The 15,972-nt window shown below is 65.7% G+C and carries 15 protein-coding genes and 1 pseudogene; 7 read left to right on the top strand and 9 right to left on the bottom strand.

The annotated features are described in order from the left end of the window. Positions 1 to 46: 46 nt before the first annotated feature. From ABWP22_RS14790 to nadC, 3 genes are read left to right on the top strand one after another with little or no spacing between them, the layout of a single operon-like run. Positions 47 to 934 carry an MBL fold metallo-hydrolase gene (locus ABWP22_RS14790; protein ID WP_353200799.1) on the top strand — a complete coding sequence of 296 codons (888 nt, stop codon included), beginning with the start codon at positions 47 to 49 and terminating at the stop codon, positions 932 to 934. Further along, positions 934 to 1,926 carry a quinolinate synthase NadA gene (gene nadA, locus ABWP22_RS14785; RefSeq protein WP_353200754.1) on the top strand — a complete coding sequence of 331 codons (993 nt, stop codon included), beginning with the start codon at positions 934 to 936 and terminating at the stop codon, positions 1,924 to 1,926. The genes ABWP22_RS14790 and nadA overlap by 1 nt, the downstream gene beginning before the upstream one ends. Next, entirely contained in the window at positions 1,919 to 2,749 is an 831-nt protein-coding gene (gene nadC / locus ABWP22_RS14780; protein WP_353200753.1) for a carboxylating nicotinate-nucleotide diphosphorylase, read from the top strand. Before nadA ends, nadC begins: the two co-directional genes overlap by 8 nt. Positions 2,750 to 2,776: 27 nt before the next feature. Here nadC and ABWP22_RS14775 read toward each other — a convergent pair whose 3' ends face one another. Together ABWP22_RS14775 and purL are read right to left on the bottom strand one after the other, a co-directional pair. Further along, the gene (locus ABWP22_RS14775; RefSeq protein WP_353200752.1) at positions 2,777 to 3,130 is read right to left on the bottom strand and encodes a DUF4112 domain-containing protein; all 354 of its coding nucleotides are present in this window, start codon (positions 3,128 to 3,130) and stop codon (positions 2,777 to 2,779) included. A gap of 64 nt (positions 3,131 to 3,194) precedes the next feature. After that, positions 3,195 to 5,348 carry a phosphoribosylformylglycinamidine synthase subunit PurL gene (gene purL, locus ABWP22_RS14770; protein ID WP_353200751.1) on the bottom strand — a complete coding sequence of 718 codons (2,154 nt, stop codon included), beginning with the start codon at positions 5,346 to 5,348 and terminating at the stop codon, positions 3,195 to 3,197. Between the two features lie 90 nt (positions 5,349 to 5,438). On the opposite strand from purL, the gene ABWP22_RS14765 reads away from it, so the two are divergent. Then, positions 5,439 to 5,843: a SnoaL-like domain-containing protein gene (locus ABWP22_RS14765; protein WP_353200750.1), complete on the top strand. Its 405-nt coding sequence runs from the start codon at positions 5,439 to 5,441 to the stop codon at positions 5,841 to 5,843. Between the two features lie 102 nt (positions 5,844 to 5,945). Then, positions 5,946 to 7,277, top strand: coding sequence for an NAD(P)/FAD-dependent oxidoreductase (locus ABWP22_RS14760; protein ID WP_353200749.1), 1,332 nt, complete (start codon positions 5,946 to 5,948; stop codon positions 7,275 to 7,277). Here the strand turns inward: ABWP22_RS14760 and ABWP22_RS15680 are convergent. Continuing rightward, a pseudogene (locus ABWP22_RS15680) lies at positions 7,252 to 7,362 on the bottom strand (PEPxxWA-CTERM sorting domain-containing protein); the annotation flags it as partial. The gene ABWP22_RS14760 and the pseudogene ABWP22_RS15680 sit on opposite strands and share 26 nt — an antisense overlap. Before the next feature lie 678 nt (positions 7,363 to 8,040). Further along, complete coding sequence (locus tag ABWP22_RS14750; protein WP_353200747.1) at positions 8,041 to 9,321, bottom strand: DNA polymerase Y family protein; 1,281 nt, start codon at positions 9,319 to 9,321, stop codon at positions 8,041 to 8,043. A 96-nt stretch (positions 9,322 to 9,417) separates the two neighbouring features. On the opposite strand from ABWP22_RS14750, the gene ABWP22_RS14745 reads away from it, so the two are divergent. Continuing rightward, positions 9,418 to 10,194, top strand: coding sequence for a queuosine precursor transporter (locus tag ABWP22_RS14745; RefSeq protein WP_353200746.1), 777 nt, complete (start codon positions 9,418 to 9,420; stop codon positions 10,192 to 10,194). A gap of 389 nt (positions 10,195 to 10,583) precedes the next feature. Here the strand turns inward: ABWP22_RS14745 and ABWP22_RS14740 are convergent, their stop codons facing one another. The 5 genes from ABWP22_RS14740 to ABWP22_RS14720 form a co-directional block, all read right to left on the bottom strand. Next, complete coding sequence (locus ABWP22_RS14740; RefSeq protein WP_353200745.1) at positions 10,584 to 11,504, bottom strand: MBL fold metallo-hydrolase; 921 nt, start codon at positions 11,502 to 11,504, stop codon at positions 10,584 to 10,586. Between the two features lie 237 nt (positions 11,505 to 11,741). Then, the gene (gene purQ / locus ABWP22_RS14735; protein ID WP_353200744.1) at positions 11,742 to 12,407 is read right to left on the bottom strand and encodes a phosphoribosylformylglycinamidine synthase subunit PurQ; all 666 of its coding nucleotides are present in this window, start codon (positions 12,405 to 12,407) and stop codon (positions 11,742 to 11,744) included. Next, positions 12,404 to 12,634 (bottom strand): phosphoribosylformylglycinamidine synthase subunit PurS, encoded by a 231-nt coding sequence (gene purS, locus ABWP22_RS14730; RefSeq protein WP_353200743.1) that lies wholly within the window; start codon positions 12,632 to 12,634, stop codon positions 12,404 to 12,406. Before purS ends, purQ begins: the two co-directional genes overlap by 4 nt. Positions 12,635 to 12,789: 155 nt before the next feature. After that, positions 12,790 to 14,328 carry an AarF/UbiB family protein gene (locus ABWP22_RS14725; RefSeq protein WP_353200742.1) on the bottom strand — a complete coding sequence of 513 codons (1,539 nt, stop codon included), beginning with the start codon at positions 14,326 to 14,328 and terminating at the stop codon, positions 12,790 to 12,792. Positions 14,329 to 14,335: 7 nt separating this feature from the next. Continuing rightward, complete coding sequence (locus ABWP22_RS14720; RefSeq protein ID WP_353200741.1) at positions 14,336 to 15,067, bottom strand: class I SAM-dependent methyltransferase; 732 nt, start codon at positions 15,065 to 15,067, stop codon at positions 14,336 to 14,338. Between the two features lie 71 nt (positions 15,068 to 15,138). Here ABWP22_RS14720 and mutM point away from each other — a divergent pair, with 71 nt between their 5' ends. Then, entirely contained in the window at positions 15,139 to 15,960 is an 822-nt protein-coding gene (gene mutM, locus ABWP22_RS14715) for a bifunctional DNA-formamidopyrimidine glycosylase/DNA-(apurinic or apyrimidinic site) lyase (protein WP_353200740.1), read from the top strand. The last annotated feature ends 12 nt before the right edge of the window (positions 15,961 to 15,972 follow it).

The raw sequence follows: 15,972 nt of genomic DNA, 5'->3' as shown, positions 1-15,972 counted from the left end.
GTTGCGGCCCCTTCCAATTGCCGCCCGCCGCTGCCACATGAGGGGGATGGATCTTGCCGCCCACCCCGACAGCGCTGCCTATGGCCTGCTGGTGCCGCGATCGCCGCTGGTGCGCCGGCTGCTGGCGCGCAACCCGTCGCCCTTCACCTTCACTGGTACCGGCACCTTCGTCGTCGGGCAGCCCGGTGGCACGGTGGCGGTGATCGATCCCGGCCCGGCCGATCCGGCGCATGTCGCCGCCTTGCTGGATGGGCTGGCCGGCGAGACGGTGTCGCACATCGTCATCACCCACACGCATATGGATCACTCACCCGCCGCGCCGGCGCTGAAGGCTGCGACCGGCGCGCTGATTGTCGGCTGCGCGCCGCTGGTGCTCAGCGATGATGGCCCGCGCGCCGATGCCGGCTTCGATGCCAGCTATGCGCCCGACCAGGTGATGCGCGATGGTGACCGTGTATCTGGGCCGGGATGGACCCTGACCGCGGTGGCAACGCCGGGCCATACCAGCAACCATCTGTGCTTTGCACTGGAACAGGAAAAATCGCTGTTCACCGGCGATCATGTCATGGGCTGGAGCACCACGGTGGTCGCCCCGCCCGATGGCGACATGGCGGATTACATGGCGAGCTTGCAGAAACTGATCGGCCGCGACGACGCGATCTATCACCCGACGCACGGCGAGCCGGTGACGGAGCCGCAGCGCTTCGTGAAACATCTGCTCGCCCACCGCCGCCAGCGCGAAACCCAGATCCTGCGCGCGATTGGCGAAGGGCTGGTAACCATCCCGCAGATGGTCGCCGCCATGTATGCCATGGTCGACAAGCGGCTGCACCCCGCCGCGGGCCGCAGCGTGCTGGCGCATCTGATTGATCTGGAAACACGCGGGCAGGTGGCCCGCAGCGGCGAAATTTGGTCCCGCACAGGAGACACTTGATGGATGCCCGTTTGAACTTGCTTGGCGGTGGCCCAGCAATCGACGTGAAGGCCGAAATCCTGGCGCTCAAGGCGACACGCAACGCGGTGATCCTGGCACATTATTATCAGGCGCCCGAAATTCAGGACATTGCCGATTTCGTTGGTGACAGCCTCGACCTGTCGCGCAAGGCCGCCGCCACCGAGGCCGACGTGATCGCCTTTTGCGGCGTGAAGTTCATGGCCGAAGTCGCCAAGATCTTGTCGCCACAAAAGACAGTAATCCTGCCCGATCTGAAGGCCGGCTGCAGCCTTGAGGATTCGTGCCCGCCCGACGATTTTGCCCGCTTCCGCCGCGCCCATCCTGATCATCTCAGCCTGACCTACATCAACTGCTCGGCAGCGGTGAAAGCGGAAAGCGACATCATCGTCACCAGCTCGTCGGCCGAAAAGATCATCAACCAGTTGCCCTCGACACAGAAAATCCTGTTCGCGCCGGACAAACATCTCGGCGCCTGGCTCAACCGCAAGACCGGCCGCGACATGCTGCTGTGGGATGGCACCTGCATCGTGCACGAACGCTTCTCGGTGACCGAACTGCTGAAGCTGAAGGCGCTGCACCCGGCGGCGCCGGTGCTGGCCCACCCGGAATGCCCGGCGCCGATCCTGGAACTGGCGCATTATGTCGGCGCGACCAGCGGCATTTTGAATTACGCGCTGAATTCGCCCGAACCGACGCTGATCGTGGCCACTGAACCCAATATCATCCACCAGATGCAGAAGGCGGCGCCGCACAAGAATTTCATCGGCGCGCCCGGCGCGGACGGGAATTGCGGCTGCAACATGTGCCCGTTCATGGCGCTGAACACGCTGGACAAGCTCTACCTCAGCCTGCGCGACCTGACCCCGCAGATCGAAGTGCCGGAAGACGTTCGGCTGCGCGCCAAGCTGTCGCTGGATCGTATGCTGGAAATGGCCGGCAGTGTCTCGCCGGTGCGGGTGACCGGTGATTGACGGCTTCGATACGGCCGCGTTCGTCGCGGCGACGCTGGCCGAAGACCTTGGCACTGGCGGCGACATCACGTCGAACGCGGTGATTCCGGCCGACGCGCGGCTGGATGCGGTGATGGCCAGCCGGGATGATGTGGTGTTGGCCGGCATCGCGCTGGCGGAAGGCTTCTTCCAGGCGCTCGATCCCGAATGTAGGCTTGAGCGGCTGGTCGCGGATGGCACGGCGGTGCCGGCGGGCACGGCGATTTTGCGGATTTCCGGCAATGCCCGCGCGCTGTTGGCGGCAGAGCGTTCGGCGCTCAACACGGTGCAGCATCTGACCGGCATCGCCACCGTCACCCGCAGCTATGTCGAGGCGATTGCCGGCACCGGCGCGGTGCTACTCGACACGCGCAAGACGCTGCCCGGCCTGCGCACGCTGGAGAAATATGCGACGCTCATGGGCGGCGCCACCAATCACCGGCTGCGGCTGGATGACGGCGTGATGATCAAGGACAATCACATCGCCGTGGCTGGCGGCGTCGCGCCGGCGGTGTGCGCCGCCAAGGCGGCGGGGCTGAGTGGCGTGGTCGTGGAGGTTGACCGGATCGACCAGATCGAACCGGCGATCGTGGCGGGCGCGGATCGCCTGTTGCTGGACAATATGGATGTGCCCACCCTGCGCGCGGCGGTGGCGCTGGTGGCGAGCCGGGTGCCCACCGAAGCGTCGGGCGGCGTGCGGCTGGATACGATCCGCGCGATTGCCGAGACCGGTGTGACCTTCATCAGCGTCGGCCGTATCACCCAGAGCGCGCCGGCCGCCGATATCGGGCTGGATTTTGCATAAGGTCCCTCTCCCGCAAGGGGAGAAGGGTCAGAGCAGGCGCTTGATCAGCTTGAGGTTGCGCGTGTTTGACCGGAAAAACACATCGAACACATCGCCGACCACAGGCACGCTGCCCAATGCCGTTTCGATGCCGACATTGGCCAGCATGCGCAGCAAGGTGGCGTTGGACGCACCCAGATTGCGGGCTTCCCAGATCACATAAAGACCGAGCGCGCCGGCGGCAGCGTCACCAATGCCGGGCACCAGGCCGATCAGCGCGTCGAGGCCGATGCGGCGGCCAATGATCGGCAGGCGGATCATGCCTTCGAGCATTTGTTCGAGTCGCGCGATGCGGAGCTTCGCGGCGGCGGCGTTGGAGGCGGTGAAGGCGAGCGTGCTCATGGGGCTGAATCTGGCCCCGCTGCACGGCGTTACAAGGTGCGGCACCAAAACTTCAGAGGGGCGCTCAGCCCGCCATCATCGCCGGCAATGCAGCCTCGTGCACGCCGCGCAGCGCGGCCAGCGACACTGATGTGCCGTTCAGCACCAGCGCATCACCGCCCACCCTGCCGATGCGCGTCGCCCCGGCGATGGCAACATCAGCCGGCGCGGTAACCAGATATCGCGCCTGATCCTCGCCAAAGGCGGTGGTTGCATCCATGGTGACGTCCACGATGGCACCCAGCCCGCTGGTCATGGCCATTTCGGCCAGCGCCACCGCGAGGCCGCCGTCAGACAGGTCATGCACCGCCGTCACCGTGCCGTCTGCGATCAGCGCTGCGACCTGATCACCGGCGGCACGCTCGGCGGCGAGGTCGACAGGCGGCGGCGGTCCCTCTTCGCGGCCATGGATTTCGCGCAGCCACAGGGTTTGGCCCAGATGGTTGCCGGCGCTGCCGATCAACCAGATCACCTCACCCGCGGCCTTGAACCCCATCGTCATCTGCCCGGCATAATCCGCCAGCAGCCCCACCCCGCCGATCGCCGGCGTCGGCAGGATCGCATTGCCGCCGCCGGTCGCCCGGCTTTCGTTGTACAGCGAGACATTGCCCGACACGACCGGGTAATCCAGCGCGCGGCACGCCTCGGCCATGCCCTCGATGCAGCCGACCAATTGCCCCATGATCACGGGATTCTGCGGCGAGGCAAAGTTCAGGCAATTGGTGATCGCCAGCGGCTTCGCGCCCACGGCAATCAGGTTGCGCCAGCTTTCGGCGACCGCCTGTTTGCCGCCCTCACGCGGATCGGCAAAGCAATAGCGCGGTGTGCAATCGGTGGTGATGGCCAGCGCCTTCTTCGTACCATGCACGCGCACCACCGCGGCATCGCCGCCGGGGCGCTGCAGCGTGTCGGCACCGACCTGGCTGTCATATTGCTCCCAGATCCAGCGGCGCGAACACAGATCCGCGCTGCCCATCAACGTCAGCAGATCGGCGGCGATGTCGGTGCTGTCCGGCACATCAGCCAGAGGCGCGCGCGCCGGGGTCCGCACGTGCGGACGATCATATTTTGGCGCCGCATCGGCGAGCGGATCGAGCGGGATGCGGCCCACCACCTCGCCATGGAAGGTCATGGTCAGGTCACCGCCGGTCACGACTTCGCCGATCACCGCGAAATCCAGTTCCCATTTGTGGAAGATCGCGGCGGCGAAATCCTCGCGGCCGGGCTTCAACACCATCAGCATGCGTTCCTGCGATTCGGACAGCATCATCTCATAAGGCGTCATGCCGGTTTCGCGGCACGGCACCCGATCGAGATCGAGGCGGATGCCCACGCCGCCCTTGCTGGCCATTTCCACCGACGAACTGGTCAGGCCCGCCGCGCCCATGTCCTGAATGGCGACGATGGCGTCCGACGCCATCAGTTCCAGGCAGGCCTCGATCAGCAATTTCTCGGTGAACGGGTCGCCGACCTGCACGGTCGGGCGCTTTTCTTCGGAGGATTCGTCAAATTCGGCGCTGGCCATGGTGGCGCCGTGGATGCCGTCGCGGCCGGTCTTGCTGCCGACATAGACCACCGGATTGCCCACCCCGGCGGCGGCCGAGTAAAAAATCTTGTCCGCCTTTGCCACGCCCACGGTCATGGCGTTGACGATGATGTTGCCGTTGTAACTGGGGTGGAAAATCGTCTCGCCGCCCACCGTCGGCACGCCGACGCAATTGCCATAGCCGCCGATGCCGGCGACGACGCCCTTCACCAGATGGCGCATGCGCGGTGCATCGATGGCGCCAAAGCGCAAGGCGTTCAAATTGGCCACCGGGCGCGCGCCCATGGTGAACACATCACGCAAAATGCCGCCCACACCGGTGGCGGCACCCTGGTACGGCTCGATGAAGCTGGGATGGTTGTGGCTTTCCATCTTGAAGATGGCCGCGTCGCCGTCACCGATGTCGATCACCCCGGCATTCTCGCCGGGGCCGCAGATCACCCACGGCGCCTTGGTCGGCAGCTTGGCGAGGTGGATGCGGCTGGATTTGTAGCTGCAATGTTCCGACCACATCACCGAGAAGATGCCGAGTTCCAGCAGATTGGGCGCACGGCCCATCGCGGCGAGCACGCGATCATATTCCTCAGGCGTGAACCCGTGGGCGGCGACGATTTCGGCGGTGATCATGCTCATGGCCGGCGCATAGCCGCCGACTGCCGATTTGTCATGCGGGCATGGCATGTTTTCCACATCCGGGTGCGCGACTCGGGATGGGAGACGGTGATGAGCGACCAGACCAGTATCGATTCGGGCGACGATTTCGGCAACGAAGCCGCGGATATTCGCGCCATCGCCGAGCATGTCGTGGCGCTGGCCAAGGCGGGCGAATTCGAAGCCATCGGCGACACTTATTGGGATGACGATATCATCTCGTTCGAAGCCGGCGACGGCCCGATGGCAGTGTGCGATGGCATCGATGCGGTGCGCGCCAAGAGCGAATGGTGGAGCGGCGCCCACGAAATCCACAGCGGTTCCGCCGAAGGGCCCTGGGTGAACGGCGACCAGTTCACCGTGCGCTTCAAGATGGACGTGACCAACAAGGACAGCGGCCAGCGCATCCAGATGGACGAGATCGCGCTCTACACGGTGGAAGACGGCAGGATCATCGAGGAGCGGTTCTTCTATTGAGCCGGTGGGGCGGGGGCAGCCTTGCTGTCCCCGCCATCTGGCCACCTTCCGCTCTGCGCCCGCGCCGGCTATGACGCGGCGCAGCAGCAATGAAGGGCAGCCATGCCGCGCACACGGGCAGACGGAAAAAAGACGCAGATCGTTGTTGTCGGCGGCGGCGCTGGCGGGCTGGAGCTGGTGACCAAGCTCGGCGCGCATTTCCCGCGCGCCGATTTCGACATCATTCTCGTCGATCGCAACGCCACCCACATCTGGAAACCGTTGCTGCACGAAGTCGCCGCCGGCAGCCTGGATGCCAATCTCGATGAGGTCGGCTATCGCGGCCACGCCTATCGCTGGGGCTATCGCTATTTCGATGGCGCGCTGGAAGCCATCGACCGCGAGGCAAAGCAGGTCATCATCGCGCCGATCAAGGATGATGATGGCAGCGAAGTGATCGGCCGCCACCGTATCCGCTATGATTATCTGGTGCTCGCCGTCGGCAGCGTGTCGAACGATTTCGGTATCCCCGGGGTGAAGGATCATTGCCTGGCGCTGGAAAGCCGGCCCGATGCCGATCGCTTCCGCCGCAAATTGCTCAATCAATGCCTGCGCGTGTCGCGGATGATGGTGGCCGATCCCGCGTGCGATGCGTCGGTGAAGGTCGTCATCGTCGGCGGCGGCGCCACCGGGGTCGAACTGGCGGCCGAGCTTTATTCCGCGGCCGATGCGCTGGGCTTCTATGGCCTCGAAGTCTTCGATCGCAACCGCTTGCAGGTCTCGCTGCTGGAGGCCGGTCCGCGCATCCTGCCGCTGCTGCCCGAAAAACTGGCGGCGGCCGCGCACAGCGAGCTGGAGAATCTGGGGGTGAAAGTGCTGCCCGCCACGCAGGTGGTGGCGGCGACACCGGATGCCATCCACATCAAGGATGGCACCGTCATCCCGGCCGACATCCGCGTGTGGGCCGCCGGCGTGAAGGGCGCTGCGTTCCTGCACGAAATCGGCGGGCTGGAAACGACGCGCAACAACCAGTTGCTGGTGAAGGACACGATGCAAACGACGCGCGATGATTGCATCTTCGCCATCGGCGATTGCTGCAGCTACACCCCGCCCGGCGCGACCCGCCCGATCCCGCCGCGTGCCCAGGCCGCGCACCAGATGGCGCAGACGGTGTTCCACAACATCAAGGCGCTAGTGGCGGGCAAGACGCTGAAACCCTTTGTCTATGAAGACAAAGGCTCTTTGGTCAGCCTGGCGCGCTATTCCACCGTCGGCAGCCTGATGGGCAATCTCGTCGGCGGCAAGATGGCGGTCGAGGGCCGGCTGGCGCGGTTCGTCTATACCTCACTCTACCGCATGCACCTTGTCGCCATCCACGGCTGGATGAAGGGCCTGTTCCTCATGCTCGTCGGCCACGTCAACCAGGTGGTCAGGCCGAAGCTGAAACTCCACTGATCCGCCGCCGGCGCGCGGTGGCGCCCACCAGGCCAAAGCCGGCGATCAGCATCGCCCAGCTTGCCGGCTCCGGCACGGCCGTGCCAGATAATCGGTAGAACGCGCCGCCCGGCAGGTTGTACTGAAAGCCAGCCTGGATGCCCACGACGGTGCCGGATTGGCCCACCAAACCCCCACTGGTTATAACATAGACCTGACTGGAATTATTGCTGTTCCGGGGTCTGACCCCCAGCCAATAGCTGCCCGGCCCCAGAACGACATTGATCGGCAGGGTCACTTCGCCCAGCACCGCTGTATTCCGATAGGGTGAGCCCGGGCCAGCCAGGGTCAGATAATTGCCGGCGGCCACCGATGCGTGGCCGGCATCGCCGACATTGCTGGTGAGCGCTGCCGATGGCGATGTGAAAAAGCCGACTTGCCATGAATCGATGCCGCCCAGATTTGGGGCGCCTAGCCTGAAGATCAGCGCCGAAACGCTGGTCAGAACCGTCGTGCCGCTCAGCGTGAAATCATCAAGGAGCCAGCCATCCGGAAAGAAGCAGTTCGCCGTGCATTCGTCGGACACGCCCGAGACAGCCAGAAAATTTACTTGATTTGATACAATCGGCATGAACTGGTCCAGAATCACCGCCGCCTGCGCCGGTGCCACCGTCGCCAACGCTGTCACGCCAGCCAGTAGCCGAATATGCTTCATCATCTGCCGCGCGCTCCTTTTATATTGACGATCGTTACCCTAAAAGTTGTTAATCATAAATCAAGCTAATTATTCATGAAATTCGGCGATGTCCGGAATCCGCGTGAAGGCGATGGCCGGCCCGCGCGATCGTGTGACGCCGCGGTTGTCGTGGCCCAGCGTGACGGCATCGCGGCCGAAGCGGGTGTTGACCTTGTCCATGGCGCGGGACAGCGCCAGCCGGCGTTCGTCGGTGCGGGCGCACAGCAAGGCGCCGGAATCGAACAGATCGGCCTGCGCGGCGGCGGCCGGGGACAGATCGGCCAGCACCACCCCCACCTGCAACAGGCGATGATGGGGAAATTCGCGTTCCATCTGCGCCCACAGCCCGTCCATCGCCTCGACCAGGCTGAGGCTGTCCATCACCTGGGGCAGCTTGCGACCGGCCTTCCATTTGGTGCCGCGCGTCTCGCCCTTCACATAGAGGCCGATCCAGCTGGTGCGCCGTTCGGCGCGGCGCAGGCGGGTGCCGGCCTTCATCACCAGCCGCCGCGCCACCAACCGCGCCTGCCGCAAGGGCCGCTTCTCTGGTCCCAGCACATGGCTGTGGCCGATGCTTTTCTGGTCGTGCACGACATCGGCGACTTCGTGGCCGTGCAGCAGGCGGTGCAGCCGTTCCCCCCACACGCTGCCCCAGGCCTGTCTTGCCTGGGCCGCCGTCATCGCCAGCAACTGCGCCATCGTCACCAGCCCGGCGGCGGCGAGGCGTTTTTCCATGGCGCGGCCGACGCCGGGAATGTCGGACAGCGGCAGCGCCGACAGGCGGGCGGCGCGCACATCCTCAGTCAATATGGTCAGCCCGTCGGGCTTCTTCATGTCGGCCGCCATCTTGGCCAGCAGCCGGTTGGAGGCAACGCCAATGGACGCCGTAAGACATTGGCCCACATTGGCGGCCAGCCCGGCCTTGATCCGCGCGGCGAGGGCGGCAACCGCCGCCGGGCTGTTTTCATTGTCCATCAGGCGGCAGGCGACCTCGTCGATGGAGCAGACGGCGGTCACCGGCACATGCCGGTTTACCTCGGCGATGATCTTGTGGTGATAGCGGACATAATCTTCGTGGCGGCCCGGCACGATCACCACATCGCGGCACTTGGCCTTCGCCTCCCAGATTTTTGTACCGGTACGGATGCCATAGGCCTTGGCTTCATAGCTCGCGGCAATGGCGCTGGTGCTGTCGGTCATCACCGGCGCCACCACCACCGGCCGCCCGCGCAATTCGGGGTTCATCTGCTGCTCAACGCTGGCGAAATAGCTGTTGAGATCGAGATAGAGCCAGCGGAGAGGCGCAAGAGAGTTTTGGGACTCGGCCATTCGAATAGCATAGCACAACCAGAACATAATTAGAACATTTGCCCTGCGTCACATGCGTAGTTTTCCCAGGCGCACCAGCCTGTATGGTGAGGCCCCATGACGACCAGCCCCGATGATCGCGCCCTGCTGGCGCAGGCCGAAAAACCCGCCGGTGTGCGCGCCGTTTCGGCCGAGGCCATCGCGGGGCGGCAATTGCGCTATTATGATCTGGCGATGGCGGCCTTTGCCGTGATCCTGATCTGCTCCAACCTGATCGGCGCCGGCAAACCGGCCCAGCTCGATCTGCCGGGCTGGGGCACGGTCACCTTCGGCGCGGGCATCTTGTTCTTCCCGCTGTCCTATGTGCTCGGCGATGTGCTCACCGAAGTCTATGGCTTTGCCCGCGCCCGCCGCGTGGTGTGGGTGGGCTTTGCCGCCTCGATCTTTGCCGCCACCATGAGCTTTGTCGTGGTCGCCTTGCCGCCCGATCCGACCTGGAAGGGGCAAAGCGCGCTCGCCGAAGTGTTCGGCCAGGTGCCGCGCATCTTCATCGCTTCGATCATCGCCTTCTGGGCTGGCGAAATGGCCAATGCCTTCGTGCTGGCGCGGCTGAAATTGCTCACCAGGGGCAAGCTGCTGTGGACGCGCACCATCGGTTCGACGGTGGTCGGCCAGGGCGTCGATTCGCTGATCTTCTACCCGCTGGCCTTCGCCGGCCTCTGGGAGACATCGCTGGTCATCCAGGTGTTGCTGACCAACTATGTGCTGAAAGTCGTGTGGGAGATTCTGCTCACCCCGGTCACCTACCGTGTGGTGGCGTGGTTCAAGGCGGTGGAAGGCCTTGATGTGTTCGACACCGGCACGGATTTCACGCCGTTCAAGACGCGGGTTTAGGCGCGCCTGCTGATCTTCATTCGATTGTGAAAGAGCGGCCGGTTTCCGGTGGGCAGTTTTGACCGATTTGACGAATCGGGCGGGATACAGCGTTTTATTTGCTGGCTTAACCAAAAAAACATCGCCCGCACACCATCACCGGGCAGCGCCATGATGGCAGCATCTGGCGGTGTAGGACAGGCCCTGCCGACTTGGGGTCGTTTGCAGGCACATTGCAGCGACAAAGCGCCCTCCCTTCAAGGGAGGGCGAGAGACGAGCCGCAGGCGAGGCCACGGGGTGGGTGTTTTGCGTGGCCACAGCCAGGATCACCCACCCCGCTCGGCTGGCGCCGAGTCGCCCTCCCTTGAAGGGAGGGAGCCAGGGCGCTTCAATTGCAACGCAATCAAGCCTACAGCGCCACCCGCAGCAGATCGCGGCCGACGATCACTTCGCCCGAAAACGCGCGCTTTGCCGCGTCCACCCAGGCTGCATCCGGCACGCTGGCATCGCCGCCGGGGACGAAGTGGGTGAGCAGCAGGCGCTTGACGCCGGCAGCCGCAGCGATTTCGCCGGCTTGTTCGGCGGTGGTGTGGCTGGCGATCAGATGTTCGCGCAACGTGGCGGCGTTGGATTCGCTGGCGATCAGGCGATCGAGCGCGGGCAGGTACATCACCTCGTGCACCAGCAGGTCGGCACCGCGCGCCAGTGCGATCAGCGCCGGGCTGGGGGCGGTGTCGCCGCTGTAGACGACCGATTTGCCGGCCCAATCGAAGCGGTAGGCGAAGCTGTCGGTCAGCGGCGGGTGGGCGACGCGGGCGGCGGTGACGGTGAGGGCGCCGGTGCGCAACTGCACGCCGGGCTGCACTTCGGCCACGCCGAGCAGTTTGCGCAGGTCGGGCCGGCCTTCATCGGCGATGCGGGTGTCGATGTCGGTCTTCGCAAAGCGCAGCCAATGTTTGGCCATCGCTGCCATGCCTTTTGGCCCATGCACGGTCACCGGCGTGGTCAGTGCGCCGGCCCAGGCCAGCCAGGGCAGGGTGAAGGCGTCCGCCACATGATCGCTGTGCAGATGGCTGATCCACACATGCGCGAGGGACTTCAGCGGCAGCCCGGCCAGCACCGCCTGGCGCGCGACGCCATTGCCGGCATCGATGATGTGCAATTGCCCGCCGATCATCAGCGCCATGGCCGGCGCCGCGCGCAGGGCCTTGGGCGTCGGCCCGCCACCGGTGCCGAGCAGCACGAGTTGATCAGCCGGCGTCTGGGCGGCAGCGCGGGGGGCGATGGCGGCAGCGGCGGCGAGGGCGAGCAAGTGTCGGCGGGTGTGCATGAAATTTGTTCCCTCTGTTCCGGAACATGCACAGTCCGATGTTCGCCATCCCGGCGCAAGCCGGGACCCATTGCTCGAGCGCGCCGTCACGGACGAAGGTCGGGGCATGGGCGCAAACAAAACAAATGGGTGCAGGGGTCACCCCTGCCCGCCGGAGGCATGTCTTCTTGGGGCAACCCCTCACCCCGGGCGGCCTGCGGCGTCTCTCGCCCTCTCCCGCAGGGGGAGAGGGAAGAATCAGGCCAGCGCCATCAGGGCAGCTTCGAACAGGCGGCGGCCGTCGGTGCCGCCTTGTTCGGCCTCGATGACGCGTTCGGGGTGGGGCATCATGCCCAGCACATTGCCGGCATCGTTGAGGATTCCGGCGATGTTGCGGGCCGAGCCGTTGACCGGCTCGGCATAGCGCAGGGCGACGCGGCCTTCGGCTTCGAGGCGATCGAGGGTGGCGGCGTCGGCGACATAATTGCCGTCGTGGTGGGCGATCGGCAGCACGATCTCGTCCCCGGCGGCATAATGGCTGGTGAAGATCGACTGGCTGTTTTCGATCCTTAGCCGCACATCGCGGCACAGGAAGTTCAACCCGGCATTGCGCATCAGCGCGCCGGGCAGCAGGCCGGTTTCGGTGAGCACCTGGAACCCGTTGCAGATGCCCAGCACGGCGCGGCCTTGGCCGGCAGCGGCGACCACCGCCTGCATGACCGGCGAGCGGGCGGCCATGGCGCCGGAGCGCAGATAATCGCCGTAGGAGAATCCGCCGGGGATGCCGATGAAATCAAGACCATCGGGCAGGGTGGTTTCACGGTGCCAGATCATGGCGGGGGCACGGCCCGTCACCTTGGTGATGGCGTCGGCGAGATCGCGGTCGCAATTGGAGCCGGGAAAGACGATGACCGCGCACTTCACGGCATGTCGATCCGGAAATTTTCGATGACCGTGTTGGCCAGCAACTGCCTGGCCATGGCTTCGACCGTTTCGCGGCTGGTGCCATCGGCCAGCTCCAGCTCGATGATCTTGCCGGCGCGGACGTCGCCGACGCCGTCGAAGCCCAGCCCCTTCAGGGCCGATTCGATGGCCCGGCCCTGGGGATCGAGCACGCCATTTTTCAGGGTGACGGTGACGGTTGCTTTCATGCGCGGCGGCATACGCTGCCGGGGCGGGGGGTGCAAGGTGGCGGGGACCGTTCAACTGGCAAAGCCCACCCCCAGCCCCTCTTGGCTGCGGGAGGGGCGTCGGTTGGTTCAAGCGCGAAATGCGCCCCACCCCCAGCCAGGAGGGGCTGGTGGGGTTACCCGAACAGGGCGACCGCGGCCGCACCCACGCCGGCCGCCAGCAGCACCCATCCCGTCGACCAACCCGGCGTGCGCGCCGGCAGTGGCGGCAGCGGCGCTTGCGGCGGCGCGGCGCCGGGCATGGGGTTGGCAGCGACCCATTGCCGGAAGATGCGCGGCAACTGGTTCAGCGCGCGCAGATTGAGCACCAATGTGTCGGCGATCAGTGCTTCGGGGCCCATCTCGTCGCGCACCCAATCGCGCACATAGGGTTCGGCGACTTCCCACATGTTGACCTGGGGATCGATGGTCAGCGCGACGCCTTCGACCATCACCATGGTCTTCTGCAGCAGCAGCAGGTGCGGCTGCACCGGCATCTCGAAGCTGCGGGTGATGGAAAACAGGCCTTCGAGCAGGCCGGTGATGGCAATATCCTTGGCCTGGCGGCCGCGGATCGGTTCGCCCACGGCGCGCAGCGCGGTGGCAAAGGCGGCCGGATTGTGGTGCGGCGGCACATAGCCGGCCTCGAAATGAATCTCGGCGACGCGGGCATAATTGCCGGTGACGAGGCCGTGCAGGATCTCGGCGAGATACAGGCGGGCGCGGCGGTTGATGCGGCCGACGATGCCGAAATCGATCACGCCGATGCGGGCATGGTCGCAGCGTTCATCCGCCGGAATGATGAACAGATTGCCTTGGTGCAGATCGGCGTGGAAAAAGCCCTTGGCGATGGCCTGGGCCAGAAAGCCGTGCACCAGCACGCGCGCCAGATGCGCCCGATCGATGTCGAGCGCGGCCATGGCGGCACGATCCGACACTTTGACGCCGTCGATCCAGTCGATGACCAGCATCTTGCGCGTCGAGCGCTGCCAATCGACCGCCGGCACGACGAAATCGGCTTCGCCGGCGAGGATTTCACCGACTTCGGAACAATTGGCGGCTTCGCGGCGCAGATCGAGTTCGGCCTCGATCCAGCCCTTGAAGGTGGCGATGACGGCGCGCGGGCGCAGCCGGGCAAATTCGCCGCCCAGCGCTTCGAGGTGCCCGGCCGCCCATTCATAGGTTTTCAGCGCGGAGGCGACATCGGCTTCGATGCCGGGGCGCAGCAGCTTGAGCGCGACCGCGCGGCCCTCGCTGGTGACGGCGCGGTGCACCTGCGCAATCGAGGCCGCGCCGACGGCGACCGGATCGATGCTCTGGAACCTGTCCTGCCAGCGGCCGCCGCACGCGGCGTTGATCTGGGCTTCGATGGCGCTGAACGGCACCGGGGGCAGATTGTCCTGCAGGCGGGCGAGATCGGCGGCGGCCTCCAGCCCGATCAGATCGGGGCGGGTGGCAAGCGCCTGGCCCAGCTTGATGGCGGCAGGCCCCACCGCCGCCAGGCCGCCGGCAAAATCCGGGGTGGCGGGCGCGCCGCTGCCCAGCCGCGCGATGCGGGCCACCAGGCGAATCGATGCGGGCAGCCGCGCGTCTTCAAACGGCCGCAAGGCGCCGTGGCGGGCCATGCGCCGGCCCCAGCGCAGCAACCGCCCGAGATGCCTGATGGCCATCAGCATCGGGTAATCAGATCTTCCAGCCGCTGTGGATGGCGACCGCGCCGCCCAGGATCGGGCGATGGCGAACCTGGGCAAAGCCGGCGGTGCGGATCATCGCGGCGAACTCCGGCATCTTCGGGAAACGGCGGATCGATTCGATCAGATAGCGGTAGCTGTCCCCGTCCTTGGCGACGAACTCGCCGATGCGCGGCACCAGCTTTTCGGAATAGACGTCATAGATGTCGGCAAAGCCCGGCCAGGTCGTGGTGGAAAATTCCAGGCAGAAGAACCGCCCGCCATAGCGCAGCACGCGGTGCGCTTCGGCCAGCGCGGCGGGAATGTCGGTGACGTTGCGGATGCCGAACGCGATCGTGTAGGCATCGAAACTGCGATCCGGAAAATCCAGCGTTTCGGCGTTCTGCTCGCGCCAGATCAGGCTGGTCAGCCCCTTCTCGGCGGCGCGCGCCATGCCGACATCCAGCATGGCCGGGTTGATATCGGCCACGGTGACATTGGCGCCCGATGTCTCCAGGCGAAAGGCGATGTCGCCCGTGCCGCCGGCCATGTCCAGGATATCCTCGCCGGCGCGCGGATTGACCATGCGGACGAAATCATCCTTCCACAGCCGGTGCATGCCCGCCGACATCAGATCGTTCATGATGTCGTAGCGCTTGGCGACGGATCGGAACACTTCGCCCACCCGGCGGGTCTTCTCCGCAGGGGGCACTTCCTCGTAACCGAAGCTGACGGTCTCGCTCATCACCTGTCCTTTTCGAAGGCGCGGCTTAGCCGAGGCTTGGCGGCCATGCAAACGCCGCCTATGTCGCGGGGATGCCTGAACTGCCTGAAGTTGAAACGGTGATGCGGGGCCTCACCCCCGTGTGGGAAGGGCAAGTCTTCACGCGCGTCGTCGCGCACCGCCCCGATCTGCGCCGGCCCTTGCCGGAAGCGCTGGGCCAGCGGCTGACCGGGGCGACCGTGGTGCGATTGGGCCGCCGCGCCAAATATGGCCTGATCGAAACCGACCGCGGTGACACGCTGGTGCTGCATCTGGGCATGTCGGGCCGCATGCGCGTCGATCCGGATGTGATCGGCAAGCATGATCATGTCGTGTTCGAAACCGGCAATGGCCGCGTGGTGGCCTTCAACGATGCGCGGCGCTTCGGCAGCCTCGATCTGGTGGAAACCCACGTTGCGGACCAGCACCCGCTGCTGGCCAGCATCGGCCCGGAGCCGTTGGGGCCGGATTTCGGCCTGGCGTTGCTGCAACGCAGCTTTGCCGGCCGGCTGGCGCCCGCCAAGGCGTTGCTGCTCGATCAGCGGCTGATTGCCGGCCTGGGCAATATCTATGTGTGCGAGGCGCTGTTCCGCGCCGGCATCCATCCCGAAACGCCGGGCGGCACGGTGCCGGCCGCGCAGTTGCAGCGGTTGGCGACGGCGATCCCGGCCGTGCTGCACGAGGCGATTGCGGCCGGCGGATCGACCTTGCGCGATCATGCAGCGCCCGATGGCACGCTGGGCTATTTCCAGAAGGATTTCGCCGTCTATGGCCGCGAGGGCGCTGCGTGCGCGCAATGCGCCGCGCCGGTGGCACGCATCGTGCAATCGGGCCGCTCCAGCTTCTTCTGCCCGGCCTGCCAGCCGCGGCCCTGAACGGAACCCGTG

Source organism: Sandarakinorhabdus sp., from assembly GCF_040398665.1.
Classification (GTDB): Bacteria; Pseudomonadota; Alphaproteobacteria; order Sphingomonadales; family Sphingomonadaceae; genus Sandarakinorhabdus.
Note: the sequence above shows the minus strand (reverse complement) of the source record. Positions and strands in the feature narration are given on the sequence as shown.